We start from the raw sequence: 13,147 nt of genomic DNA on the forward strand, positions 1-13,147 counted from the left end.
TCTGAGTAACAATGAAAAATCTAATTTATAGATTAATTCATGTCTGTTCCTCACAAAGACAGAAAAAATAAAAATATGAACTTTAATAATTATACAATTAAATCGCAAGAAGCCATACAGCAAGCACAACAACTTGCACAAGGCTTTGGTCATCAGCAAATAGAAAATGAGCACATTTTTAAAGCGCTCTTTAATGTTGATGAAAATGTTTTACCATTCCTTTTAAAAAAGTTGAATGTTAATGTGTCTATGTTACAACAAATATTAGACAAAGAACTAGAGAGTTTTACAAAAGTTTCTGGAGGAGACATAATGCTTTCTCGTGAAGCAAGCAAAGCTTTAAATGAAGCTTCTATCATCGCTAAAAAGATGAATGACGACTTTGTATCAATTGAACATTTAGTATTAGCCATTTTTAAATCTAAAAGTAAAATAGCTCAAATATTAAAAGATCAAGGTGTTACTGAGAAGGGCTTACAATCTGCAATTGAAGAATTACGTAAAGGTGATAGAGTAACTTCTCAAAGTCAAGAAGAAACCTATAATTCGCTTAATAAATACGCTAAAAACTTAAATCAATTAGCTAGTGATGGTAAGTTAGATCCAGTGATTGGTAGAGATGAAGAGATTCGTAGAATTCTTCAGATTTTATCGCGTAGAACCAAAAACAACCCAATTTTAGTGGGTGAACCTGGTACTGGTAAAACGGCAATTGCAGAAGGTTTAGCACACAGAATTATTGATGGAGATATACCAGAAAACCTTAAAGACAAACAAATTTTTGCTTTAGATATGGGTGCACTTATTGCAGGTGCAAAATTTAAAGGAGAATTTGAAGAACGTTTAAAAGCCGTTATTAAAGAAGTGACGACCAGCAATGGAGATATCGTCTTATTTATTGACGAAATTCATACATTAGTTGGTGCTGGTGGTGGACAAGGTGCTATGGATGCTGCAAACATATTAAAACCTGCTTTAGCTCGTGGTGAGCTAAGAGCTATTGGAGCAACTACCCTAGATGAGTATCAAAAGTACTTTGAACAAGATAAGGCTTTAGAACGTCGTTTTCAGAAAGTTATCGTTGATGAGCCAGATACTGAAAGTGCAATTTCAATACTCCGTGGTATAAAAGAAAAGTACGAAACACATCACAAAGTTAGGATTAAAGATGAAGCTATTATTGGTGCAGTAGAATTATCGGAACGCTACATCACCAACCGTTTTCTGCCAGATAAAGCTATTGACTTAATGGACGAAGCAGCTTCTAAATTGCGAATGGAGATTAACTCTAAACCAGAAGAATTAGATGTACTCGATCGTAAAATTATGCAGTTAGAAATTGAGCACGAAGCCATTAAACGTGAAAAAGATGAAGCTAAATTAAAAAGCTTAAAAGCAGATTTAGCAAATCTTAAAGAAGAACGAAACGAGCTGAATGCAAAATGGAAATCTGAAAAAGAAGTTGTAGAAAATGTACAGAATATAAAACTAGAGATTGAAAACTTTAAACTAGAAGCTGAACGTGCTGAGCGCGAAGGTGATTATGGTAAGGTTGCCGAAATTAGATACGGAAAGATTAAAGAAGCCAATGAAAAACTAGAAACATATCAGAAACAATTATCAGAACAACAAGAAACATCTTTAATAAAAGAGGAAGTAACTTATGAGGATATTGCCGATGTTGTTGCTAAGTGGACAGGCATTCCGGTAACTAAAATGATTCAGAGTGAGCGTGAAAAACTTTTAAAACTCGAGGATGAGCTACATAAACGTGTTGTAGGTCAAGAAGAGGCTATTGAAGCAGTAAGTGATGCTGTGCGTCGCTCAAGAGCTGGTTTACAAAATCCACAAAAACCAATTGGAACTTTCTTGTTTCTTGGTACAACAGGTGTTGGTAAAACAGAGTTAGCAAAAGCTTTAGCAGAATATCTATTTGATGATGAAAATGCCATGACACGCATAGATATGAGCGAATACCAAGAACGACATGCCGTAAGCCGTTTAGTTGGTGCGCCTCCAGGATACGTTGGGTACGATGAAGGAGGACAATTAACAGAAGCCGTAAGACGCAAACCGTATTCTGTGGTTTTATTAGATGAAATTGAAAAAGCACATCCAGATACCTTTAATATTTTATTACAAGTATTAGATGAAGGACGATTAACAGATAATAAAGGAAGAATTGCAGACTTTAAAAACACCATTATAATCATGACCTCCAATATGGGAAGTCATATCATACAAGAACGTTTTGAAGCCACAAAGGATATTCAATCTGCTATGGAAGCTGCCAAAGTTGATGTGTTAGGTTTATTAAAACAAAGTGTAAGACCTGAGTTTTTAAACCGTATTGATGATACTATTATGTTTACACCTTTATCAAAAGAAAACATTATAGATATTGTTGGTTTACAGCTTAAGAGTATAACTAAAATGATAGCGCAACAAGGCATAACCTTCGATGCTACAGAAGAAGCCATTTCTTATTTAGCAGACAAAGGTTACAATCCAGAATATGGTGCAAGACCCGTAAAGCGTGTTATACAAAAAGAAGTGCTAAATCAGTTGAGTAAAGAAATACTGGCCGGAAAGGTCTTTACTGATAGTATTATTTTACTCGATGAGTTCGATGGTCAATTAGTTTTTAGAAACCAAGGTGATTTAGTCGTAGAAGAATTTTAATAAATTTTAATATAGACCGTAACAAAATAGGTTAGGAAGAGTCTTTATAATGATTGGTTGGTTAAAGCAACACTAAGTTTATTTTCAGGTAGCTCCTGAATGAACAAGGTGTTGCTTTCCTTTTTAATAAAACGCAAAGACCACCTAAAAATTAATAAAACCCTGAAAAATATACCAATTGGTATATTTTTTATATTTTTGTACATATGCTTACAAAGTCTGAACATACAAAACAGTTTATCTTAGAAACTGTTGCACCTATATTCAACAAAAATGGCTATGCTGCCACTAGTATGAGTGATATTACTTCTGCAACCGGATTAACCAAAGGTGCTATCTATGGCAATTTTAAGAATAAGGAAGAACTAGCAATTGCAGCATTTAAGTTTAATGTTAAGCACTTAATGGCATTAATTGCCAATCACATAAATCAAAGTGATTCACCACTTCAAAAATTACTCTCAATTTCAGAATTCTATACAGATTACTATAAAATTAGCAAAGCCTTTGGAGGTTGCCCTGTTTTAAATATTGGTGTAGATGCAAATAATCAAAATTCTGAATTATTAGAAAAGGTAAGAGTTGTAATAGAACGCATACAAGACCAAGTTGCTACTATTATTGAAGATGGTATTGAAATTGGTGAAATTTCGACAGAAATAAATGCAATGCAATACGCCAAACGTATAGACACTATGATACAAGGAGCCATATTTATGACCTATACTATGGATGATGATTTTTACATGAAAGACACCATGAATCAAATCAACAATATGATAATCAACGAACTAAAAGCATAATATTTTTTTAACCCACAATATACCGATTGGTATATTTTAAATTTAAAATAGAAATGAAGTTACCTAAAATAGTAGAAAGTAAAGCAAAAATTAGATTTCAGGACTGTGATCCATTTAACCATCTAAATAATGGAAAATATTTAGATTACTTTATGAACCATCGTGAAGATGAATTGATTAAAAATTACAATATCGACATTTATAAAATGGCTAAAACTGAAGGTAAGAGTTGGGTCTCTAGTAGTAACCAAATAGTATATTTAAAACCTGCATTATTAATGGAAATTGTAACTATAGAATCGCAATTAATCCATTATGACAATAGTAACCTAAAGGTCGAAATGCGCATGTACAACGAGGATAAAAGCCAGTTAAAGGCAATCGTATGGTGTGGTTTTGTTCATTATAATTTAATGTCTCAAAAGCGTGAACAACATTCTGAAGATATGATGACACTATTTAGTGCTATTTACAACCCAATAACAATAACTACATTTGAAGAACGCATAAAGAGTATAAAAAGACCTAAATCTTAGGTTTCTATTTCTCTCATATTAAAAAACATTTCAAAGTTATTAACAAATATTCGATGAAATGCATGATAAAATTTAAAAATAAATCCTCCTTTTAACGGATAAATCATTAATTTTGTCGAGCTATTTAACTCCACATAACTTAAAACATAATTAAAACTTGTCTTGCGTTTCCTCTATTTAGAGAGAATTGCTATGACTAATTTTTTGTGTAAACCTACTTATATAATAAAATGGAATTAAATAGATACATAGATCATACTTTACTAAAGGCATCTGCTACAGAGGCCCAAATACTACAACTCTGTGACGAAGCTATTAAATATAATTTTTATTCAGTTTGTGTTAATAGCAGTTATGTCGCTATTGCTAAAGAGGCCCTTGGTCGCTCAAATGTAAAGATATGTACCGTTGTTGGTTTTCCGCTAGGAGCCATGTCAACAGAAGCGAAAATTTTTGAAGCAAAAAAGGCCATAGAACAAGGTGCTTCGGAAATTGATATGGTGATGAATATTGGTCGTTTAAAAAGTAAAAATCATGTTGCAGTACTAAAAGACATTAGTGATGTAAAAAGATCTATCGGCTTAATTCCACTTAAAGTAATCCTAGAAATAAGCGAACTTTCTAAAAACGAAATTGTAAAAGCTTGCGAAATTTGCGTGGATGCCAAGGCCGATTTTATTAAAACCTCGACGGGTTTTTCAAAAAGTGGTGCTACACTAACTGCAGTGAAAATTATGAAAAAAACAGTTAGAGATCATTTAAAAATTAAGGCTTCTGGTGGTATTAGTGATGCCGAAACAGCCTTAAAATACATTGAAGTTGGTGTACACAGAATAGGTTCTTCCTCTGGTGTTGCAATGATGACTAGTCAAACTTCAGATTCTACATATTAGTTTAGTTACATTTTTATTGTTTTATTATAGACTGCTTAAAGTAAGTTATTTAACAATCTTTTAGTGGACTTTCTATACTTCTGTTTTATATTTGAGAATATTAACTAATCCTTCTATTATGAAATCTTTTATTCTTGCCGCTTTTTTATCATTTTCATTTTTTATTGCTGCTCAAAATGATACTGACAAAGCTCAGATTGAAACAACATTAAACAACTATATTGATGCATTTTACAAAGGTGACACCACAAAATTAAAAGCTGCGATAAAACCTCGTCTTAATAAATTTGGGTATTGGAAAAACAAAGAAACTAATATATATGAGTATTATGATCACATGAGTTATGATAAGGCAATGGCCTTTGTACAGAAGATGAAAGACGAAGGTGCACCAAGAGATGAAAATAAAATTAGAAGTGTAAAAGTTTTAGACATTAGCAATCATATTGCTTCTGCAAAAGTAACTGCAAATTGGGGTGTTGACTATGTTTTATTATCTAAAGATGAAGGTAAATGGATGATAGAACAAGTGATTTGGGAAGGGCCTTTTGAAAAAGAAGTAGAACAAAAAACAACCACCTATTATTTAATTAGACATGCAGAAAAAGATCGTTCTGACAAAACAAACAGAGATCCTCACCTTACTGAAGCTGGACAAAAACGAGCACAGAATTGGGCAAAAGTTTTTAAAGATGTAAAGTTTGATGCTGTTTATTCAACAGATTATAATCGTACAAAAGAAACAGCTGCTCCTACTGCTAAGGCTAATAATGTTGACGTCATATTTTACGACCCAAGAAATATCAATCCAAAAGAGTTTATAGCTAAAACCAATGGACAAACAGTGTTAATTGTTGGTCATAGTAATACAACGCCAATGTTTGCAAATGGTTTATTAGGTGAAAAGAAATACGATATGATTGCTGACGATAATAATGCCAACTTATATATCGTAACTGTTACTAAAGACTCAAAAACATCTAAAGTATCAAAGGTCGAGTAATTCTACCTCCACGTTTTGAAGTTCTATTTTAGACAATAATTTTAGCTGCTTATTTTCAAAAGCTTTTCCTAAATCAAAAAGTTTTATTGAAGTGTCTTCAGCTTTGTAATTATTATAATCTACTAACCGTAAACCGTTTATATAACGTTCGTTATAAGCCTCTCTAAAACGCATTCCTATACCATCATCTTCGTTATATGAATACGCTAAATAAGCTACCTTAAAATACTCTTTATCAACCCAATACAAAAACACATCTTCATAATCCTCTCCTCCACCTTCTTTATCAAAAGTGACTTTAATTTTATAATAGTCTTTTTCTTTTATCTTCTCCTCACCTACTATTTCTTTATTAACTGCTTTATCGTTGAGACCATAAGGCAAGGTTGAAAAATAATGAACTGAGTTTACAGAGGAAGAATATTTTTTAACCATTGAATCTTCAAGTTTAATAGGTCTCTCATTTATATAACGTTGAAATTTTTCGCCTTTCAAAATATCTAAAATAGAGTCATTTTCTTTTTTTATGAACCTTGATAAAACTTTAGCATTGGAAGTATGTGTAGATTTGTAATGTATATCTCTAAAATCAAACTTTATAATTACAACATTAGCATCAAAAATAGCACCACCAGAAACTTCAATGGATTTATTGACAATATCATTTGCAGACAATAACTTTGCAGGCGTTTCAGATTTGCAACTAAATACTAAAAAAGCTAATAGAGTGATAGAAATATTTTTCATATGAAAAGATAATTTAAGCTTTAAAGTCGCAAAATTATGAATAACATTACGCAGTTTACTTTAAGTCAATAAACTTTTAACTTTTAACTTTAAAAACTACCTTTGCCCTACATGCAAAAAACAGTTAACATACTCAATAAGAAAGCAAAATTTCAGTACGAGATATTAGATAAATATACGGCTGGAATTGTACTTACCGGAACTGAGATTAAATCTATAAGATCTGGGAAGGCTTCTATTGCCGAAAGTTTCTGCGAGTTTAATGATCGCGAAGAGTTATTTGTAATTAACATGACCGTAGAAGAGTACGCCTTTGGCAATTACTACAACCATAAACCAAAAGCTGAACGCAAATTATTACTCAATAGAAAAGAGCTTAAAAAACTCAAAAAAGAAATGGATGTAAAGGGTAATGCTATTATTCCTCTTAAACTTTTCATTAATGAAAAAGGCTATGCGAAACTTATTATAGGCTTAGGTAAAGGTAAAAAGCTTTACGATAAACGAGAAGTAATAAAAGATCGTGATAACAAGCGTGATTTAGATCGTATTAAGAAAAATTTTCGATAAGTTTAAGATTACTATAACTTCTGCTTGAGCATTTTTAATCTATGTTTGAAACATTGTAGGCAACCAATTTTGTTTTATTTACGTCTATTAAATTAAAGGCATAGAATTTGTAATAATTTGATAAATTCTTGTCTAAGTATAATCATCAATCAAATTTTATGACTAAAAAATTACTCTTCGTTTTATGTATTACATTAGGATATTTCGCTTCGGCACAAATCGTCGGAACAGTAACAAACACTAAAAACGAACCGCTTCCCTTTGTAAATATCCTAATAGAAAACACTTATAAAGGTACCACTAGTAATGACGACGGTTACTATGAGCTTAATATTACAACACCAAAAACTTACACAATAGTTTACACTTATTTAGGCTATAAAACCATAAAAAAGAATGTAACTATAGATAAATTTCCATTTAAAATAGATGTAATCTTAGAAGAAGAATCGGTTTCTCTTGGAGAGGTTGTAGTAAATGCAGAAGATAATCCTGCAAATACCATTATGCGACAAGCCATAGCAAAACGTAAAGAGAATCTTGAAAAAATAAACTCTTACAAAGCAGATTTTTATTCTCGAGGGTTGATAAGAATTAAAGATGCACCTGAAAAGATATTAGGCCAAGAAGTTGGTGATTTAGGTGGTGGACTAGATTCTACACGTACTGGTATTATATACTTATCGGAGACAATTTCTAAAATTCAGTTTTTAAGACCTAGCAAACTCAAAGAAAAAATTACTGCTTCAAAAGTTAGTGGTAACGACAATGGCTTTAGTTTTAACAATGCTATAGATGTTGATTATAATTTTTACAATAATACAGTTGAGTTTGGTAACCAAATCGTCTCGCCTATTGCCAATAATGCATTTGGATATTATAAATATAAACTTGATGGCGTGTTTTATGATGAGAGAGGGAATCTTGTAAATAAAATTAAAGTAATTCCAAAACGCGAAAATGATCCTGTATTTGCAGGTATCATTTATATCGTAGAAGACCAATGGACAATTTATGGTATAGAGCTAGATATTACTGGTGTACAAGCACGCATACCTGCAGTAGATATTATTTCGTTAAAACAAAGTTTTTCATATTCTGAAGCCGATAAAATTTGGGCTATAATTTCTCAAAGTATTGATTTTAAATACAAATTCTTAGGTATTAAAGGAGATGGTCGATTTACAGCTGTTTATAGCAATTATCAATTTAATACTGGTTTAACTCGAAAAGATTTTAATAAAGAACTTGTTGCTTTTGAAGAAAATGCCAACAAAAAAGATTCGTTATACTGGAACAATATTAGACCCGTACCATTAACCTTAGAAGAGCGTACCGATTACGTTAAAAAAGATAGTATACAAATTGTTAGAGAATCTAAACCTTATTTAGACTCTATAGACCGTGTAAATAATAAATTTAAACTAGGAAGTATTTTAGGATATACCTATCAAAACTCTCATAAAGATATTCGCATGGGATATGATATTCCTATTGGTGGTGTACAGTTTAATACGGTTCAAGGATATACAGCAAAAGCGAATTTATTCTTCACAAAAGATTACGATGATTTTAAACGTTACTTTAGTGCTAATGCCAATTTACAATATGGTTTTTCTGATGAGCGATTAAGAGCCACAGGATCTCTAAGTTATAAGTTTAATAACACATCGCGTGCATTTTTAACTCTTTATGGCGGAGTTATTGCTGAACAGTACAATCCTTCACAACCTATATTACCATTCATCAACACCGTAAGTACGTTGTTTTTTGAAGATAATTATATGAAGCTTTACGATAAAAGTTTTCTTCAACTTAATTATTCTGAAGAACTTTTTAATGGCTTTAGATTATATACGCAACTCGCATACGAAAGACGAAAGGCTCTTTTTAATACCACAGACCAAGTATATATTAATGAGGACAATGATATTTACACAAGTAATAATCCTTTAGACGAAACTGCCAACGGAATAGCACCTTTTGAAACGCATAACATCCTAAAAGCAAATGTAACAGCACAATTTAATTTTGGACAAGAATATCTGAGTTATCCTGATAGTAAATTTAATATTGGAAATGATGCCTATCCTACACTTGTATTGAGTTACGAAAAAGGGTTTGGAGCCACAATCGATGATTATAACTTTGACCAAATTAAAGCAAGACTCTATCAATCTTTTAATATTGCAGACAAAGGCCGTTTTAGATACAACATAAGAGCTGGTAAGTTTTTTAATGCAGATGATATTGCCTTTATGGATTACCAACATTTTAATGGTAACCAAACACACGTAAGCACAGAAGGTAATTACACGAATGTATTTAATAATTTACCTTATTACGCTGCAAGTACAAATGATTCTTATTTAGAAGCACATGTTGAGCACGATTTTAATGGCTTTCTTTTAGGTAAAGTGCCATTACTTAATAAACTCAACTTTAACTTGGTAATTGGCGCGCATTTGTTGGCTACACCAGATTTTAAGCCTTACCAAGAGTATTCTGTAGGTATTGACAATATTGGTTGGGGAAAATGGAGATTCTTAAGAGTGGATTATGTAAGATCTTACCAAAGCGGATTTCAGAGTGATGCCATTTTGTTTGGGTTGAAATTCTTTTAACTTTATAGAAAAATAAGATCAATGAAAGTATCTCTAGTATTAATTACTTTTATGTGCTTAATCATTAGCTGTAATAAGAATATTGAAACTAACAATTCTAGTTTTAATAAAACCATTGATAGTCTTAGAAGAGAACTTACAATTTCAAATGATGAGCTCAAATCTCTAAAAGCAAATAATGACAGTAAAATTGAATTAAGATATAATAATGAAAATTTTGATGCGTTTTTCTGGAGTTTTATGACTGATTCTACTTTTCAACTTGAAAGAATTAAGTTTCCATTAAAATATATCACATGGGAAGATGAATTGGGTGGAGAAATAGACACTATTAAATTAATTAAACCTGAATGGAAATATAATTCATTCTACCTTAATACTGCTAGCGAAAGGACTCAAATTTATGATAATTTCGAATTAAATTTACGAACTACTAACGAACGTCTATTACACTGGTATGGAGTTGAAACTGGAGGTGACTCAAAATATTATTTCACTGGTAAAAATGGAAAATGGTATTTAACAAAATGGGAGCAATTAGGCGATTAAAAAATATAATATGAAAAAGACAATACTATTATTTGTATGCTTTTTAGCATTAAACCTCTCAGCCCAAGAAGATAAAAAAGACTACTCAAAAAACGTAGCCACTATAGATAGTACAATTACAACACTCTATTCTGTAATTTCTGGTGATAAAGGCGTTAAGCGCGATTGGGATTTGTTTAAACATTTATTCTATAAAGACGCTAAACTCATCCCAACAGGTAAAACCAAAGAAGGCAAAACAGTAGCGCGCTATATGTCACCAGATGATTATATAAACTCATCTGGAAAGTGGTTACTTGAAAACGGTTTTCATGAAGTAGAAATAAGCAGACAAACACAAACGTTTGGTAATATCACCCAAGTATTTAGTACTTATGAATCTTTTAAAACTAAAGACGATACTGAACCTTTTATGAGAGGCATCAATAGTATTCAATTAATGCATGATGGAGAACGTTGGTGGATTATTAATATCTATTGGATGCAAGAATCTGAGGAAAACCCAATTCCTGAGGAATATTTATCTAAAAATTAACTTGGGTATTGTCATTCCGCACTTGTTGCAGAATGCAATTATTTAAGATAGATTCCTGTCTACACAATAATAGCAAGAGATTAGATAATATTGTTTTAGTCAGTTCGAGTGAAATTCCTTTTTCAGGAATTTTGTATCGAGAACCTTATTATACTTTAATAGTTGCTCGATACAATTTCGACACGTCGAAATCACTCGAACTGACAGAGCAAATACTAAAACACATTCAAACTTATCACAAAGAATTTGAGTTCTAACTTTAACTCCTTACTTTTATCAAACATTTTTCTAAACCATTCTGATATGACTTTCTCATTAAAATCAAAATCAATACTAACTGTTGCGCTAGTGTTTTCAATACTAAGTTGCGCTCAAACTGAAAAAGTTAAACCCATTTTTAAAGATGGTGAAGCACAAATTGTTGAAGGGTTTAAAGACCAAAGCAAATGGATTCGTCACGACCTTTGGGTAGAAACCGAATTTGATACAGATGGAGATGGAGAACCAGATCGTATGCACGTGTCTGTTACACGACCAGAACAAACAGAAAGCGAAGGCTTAAAATTACCAGTAATATACGTTACAAGTCCATATTTTGCTGGTGTTGCAGGTGATGCTCCAGGAACCATGTGGAATGTAAAGCACGAATTAGGAGATATTGGAGAAGAACGATTTCATCCAGAAGTGAAACGTCGTGGTGAACGACCAATCATCTCAAACTCACATCTTAGAAAATGGGTACCAAGAGGTTATATCGTAGTACATTCTTCGTCACCTGGAACTGGTTTATCTGATGGAGCACCAACTATTGGTGGACCAAACGAATCATTAGCTCCCAAAGCCGTTATTGATTGGTTATGCGGACGAGCTAAAGGATATACAGAACGAAATGGAAATGAAGAAGTAAAAGCCTATTGGTCAACAGGCAAAGTAGGTATGACTGGTACTTCTTATAATGGAACTTTACCTTTAGCTGCGGCAACAACTGGAGTTAAAGGTTTAGAAGCTATAATTCCTATTGCACCAAACACCTCTTATTATCATTATTACCGTTCTAACGGATTAGTACGTTCTCCAGGTGGTTATTTAGGTGAAGATATCGACGTTCTTTACGATTTTGTACATAGTGGTGATGAAGATAAACGCGCCTACAATAACAAAACAGTGCGTGATACAGAAATGAAGAATGGTATGGATAGACAAACTGGCGATTATAATGAGTTTTGGGCTGGTAGAGATTATCTTAATCAAATGGATAACATGAAAGCTGCTTTGTTAATGTCGCATGGTTTTAACGACTGGAACGTAATGCCAGAACATAGCTATCGTATTTACAAAGCTGCAAAAGAGAAAGGGCTACCAACAATGATTTATTATCATCAAAATGGGCATGGAGGTCCACCACCAACATCTATGATGAACAAATGGTTTACCAAATATTTACATGGTATAGATAATGGTGTGGAAAAAGAAGAAAACAAAGCCTACATCGTGAGAGAATACGATGATAGACAATTACCAACAGCTTATAAAGATTACCCTAATCCTGATGCTAAAGATGTAACTTTATATCCTTTTACTTCTGGTACATTAGGGGTTAATCCTAACAAACGTTTAGCATCAGAAACATTTGTCGATAATGTAGAATTTACTGGTGCCGATTTAGCAAAATCTAAAGACTCTAATAATCGTTTACTTTATGTGTCTCCTATCTTAACTGAAGATCTTCATATATCTGGTGTAGCAAAAGTGAGTATTACTTTATCTAGTAGTGCAAAAGCTGCTAATTTGTCTGTTTGGTTGGTATCATTACCTTGGGAAGTTGGCGCTAAAAAAATTACCGATAATATTATAACTCGCGGTTGGGCAGATCCTAAAAATTATAAATCATTAACTGATGAAGAAGATTTAGTGCCAGGTAAATTCTATACGGTTAATTTCGATTTACAACCAGACGATCAAATTATTAAGAAAGGGCAACAAATTGGGTTTATGATTTTTTCTAGCGACCAAGAATTTACACTACATCCAAAAGCAGGCACTGAATTAACGGTGAAATTAGATAAAACTACACTTACTTTACCAGTTGTTGGAGGAAAGGATGCATTTAAGAAAGCGACAGATTAGTTTTATTTTGAATGTCCTTTAGAACTTACAAACTCTTCAAATAGCATTTGTTCCTTTTGTTCTTCAGATGGAAATTGA

The 13,147-nt window shown here is 32.3% G+C and carries 11 protein-coding genes; 10 read left to right on the forward strand and 1 reads right to left on the reverse strand.

Annotation, left to right across the window (positions count from 1 at the left end; all coding sequences use genetic code 11):
• Nucleotides 1-75 precede the first annotated feature (75 nt).
• The 5 genes from clpB to H8K90_RS16510 all read left to right on the forward strand — a co-directional run bounded on the left by clpB (nt 76) and on the right by H8K90_RS16510 (nt 5,917).
• Nucleotides 76-2,682 (forward strand): ATP-dependent chaperone ClpB, encoded by a 2,607-nt coding sequence (gene clpB, locus H8K90_RS16490; protein ID WP_186847096.1) that lies wholly within the window; start codon nt 76-78, stop codon nt 2,680-2,682.
• A gap of 206 nt (nt 2,683-2,888) precedes the next feature.
• A complete protein-coding gene (locus H8K90_RS16495) occupies nt 2,889-3,485 on the forward strand; it encodes a TetR/AcrR family transcriptional regulator (protein WP_186847097.1) in 597 nt (198 codons plus the stop codon).
• A gap of 53 nt (nt 3,486-3,538) precedes the next feature.
• A complete protein-coding gene (locus H8K90_RS16500; RefSeq protein WP_186847098.1) occupies nt 3,539-4,021 on the forward strand; it encodes an acyl-CoA thioesterase in 483 nt (160 codons plus the stop codon).
• A 230-nt stretch (nt 4,022-4,251) separates the two neighbouring features.
• A complete protein-coding gene (gene deoC / locus H8K90_RS16505; protein WP_186847099.1) occupies nt 4,252-4,914 on the forward strand; it encodes a deoxyribose-phosphate aldolase in 663 nt (220 codons plus the stop codon).
• 118 nt (nt 4,915-5,032) lie between these two features.
• Nucleotides 5,033-5,917, forward strand: a complete 885-nt coding sequence (locus tag H8K90_RS16510; protein WP_186847100.1) for a histidine phosphatase family protein — start codon at nt 5,033-5,035, stop codon at nt 5,915-5,917.
• Here H8K90_RS16510 and H8K90_RS16515 read toward each other — a convergent pair.
• Nucleotides 5,903-6,664 carry a DUF6503 family protein gene (locus H8K90_RS16515; RefSeq protein ID WP_186847101.1) on the reverse strand — a complete coding sequence of 254 codons (762 nt, stop codon included), beginning with the start codon at nt 6,662-6,664 and terminating at the stop codon, nt 5,903-5,905. The genes H8K90_RS16510 and H8K90_RS16515 overlap by 15 nt on opposite strands.
• Nucleotides 6,665-6,775: 111 nt before the next feature.
• Between H8K90_RS16515 and smpB the strand changes: the two genes are divergently transcribed.
• The 5 genes from smpB to H8K90_RS16540 all read left to right on the forward strand — a co-directional run bounded on the left by smpB (nt 6,776) and on the right by H8K90_RS16540 (nt 13,069).
• A complete protein-coding gene (gene smpB, locus H8K90_RS16520; protein ID WP_186847102.1) occupies nt 6,776-7,234 on the forward strand; it encodes an SsrA-binding protein SmpB in 459 nt (152 codons plus the stop codon).
• A gap of 158 nt (nt 7,235-7,392) precedes the next feature.
• Entirely contained in the window at nt 7,393-9,858 is a 2,466-nt protein-coding gene (locus H8K90_RS16525; protein ID WP_186847103.1) for a DUF5686 and carboxypeptidase regulatory-like domain-containing protein, read from the forward strand.
• A gap of 21 nt (nt 9,859-9,879) precedes the next feature.
• Nucleotides 9,880-10,407, forward strand: a complete 528-nt coding sequence (locus H8K90_RS16530; RefSeq protein ID WP_186847104.1) for a DUF4348 domain-containing protein — start codon at nt 9,880-9,882, stop codon at nt 10,405-10,407.
• Between the two features lie 10 nt (nt 10,408-10,417).
• Nucleotides 10,418-10,942, forward strand: coding sequence for a hypothetical protein (locus H8K90_RS16535; RefSeq protein WP_186847105.1), 525 nt, complete (start codon nt 10,418-10,420; stop codon nt 10,940-10,942).
• A gap of 303 nt (nt 10,943-11,245) precedes the next feature.
• Entirely contained in the window at nt 11,246-13,069 is a 1,824-nt protein-coding gene (locus H8K90_RS16540; RefSeq protein WP_186847106.1) for a Xaa-Pro dipeptidyl-peptidase, read from the forward strand.
• The last annotated feature ends 78 nt before the right edge of the window (nt 13,070-13,147 follow it).

The sequence above is a fragment of the Winogradskyella echinorum genome (genome assembly GCF_014297365.1).
Classification (GTDB): domain Bacteria; phylum Bacteroidota; class Bacteroidia; order Flavobacteriales; family Flavobacteriaceae; genus Winogradskyella; species Winogradskyella echinorum.

Excerpts from the sequence above, each read along its gene's own strand:
- smpB (WP_186847102.1), top strand. The coding sequence starts at position 6,776 with ATGCAAAAAACAGTTAACATACTCAATAAGAAAGCAAAATTTCAGTAC.
- H8K90_RS16500 (WP_186847098.1), top strand. The coding sequence starts at position 3,539 with ATGAAGTTACCTAAAATAGTAGAAAGTAAAGCAAAAATTAGATTTCAG.
- H8K90_RS16495 (WP_186847097.1), top strand. The coding sequence starts at position 2,889 with ATGCTTACAAAGTCTGAACATACAAAACAGTTTATCTTAGAAACTGTT.
- clpB (WP_186847096.1), top strand. The coding sequence starts at position 76 with ATGAACTTTAATAATTATACAATTAAATCGCAAGAAGCCATACAGCAA.
- H8K90_RS16535 (WP_186847105.1), top strand. The coding sequence starts at position 10,418 with ATGAAAAAGACAATACTATTATTTGTATGCTTTTTAGCATTAAACCTC.
- H8K90_RS16530 (WP_186847104.1), top strand. The coding sequence starts at position 9,880 with ATGAAAGTATCTCTAGTATTAATTACTTTTATGTGCTTAATCATTAGC.
- H8K90_RS16510 (WP_186847100.1), top strand. The coding sequence starts at position 5,033 with ATGAAATCTTTTATTCTTGCCGCTTTTTTATCATTTTCATTTTTTATT.
- H8K90_RS16525 (WP_186847103.1), top strand. The coding sequence starts at position 7,393 with ATGACTAAAAAATTACTCTTCGTTTTATGTATTACATTAGGATATTTC.
- H8K90_RS16540 (WP_186847106.1), top strand. The coding sequence starts at position 11,246 with ATGACTTTCTCATTAAAATCAAAATCAATACTAACTGTTGCGCTAGTG.
- H8K90_RS16515 (WP_186847101.1), bottom strand. The coding sequence starts at position 6,664 with ATGAAAAATATTTCTATCACTCTATTAGCTTTTTTAGTATTTAGTTGC.
- deoC (WP_186847099.1), top strand. The coding sequence starts at position 4,252 with ATGGAATTAAATAGATACATAGATCATACTTTACTAAAGGCATCTGCT.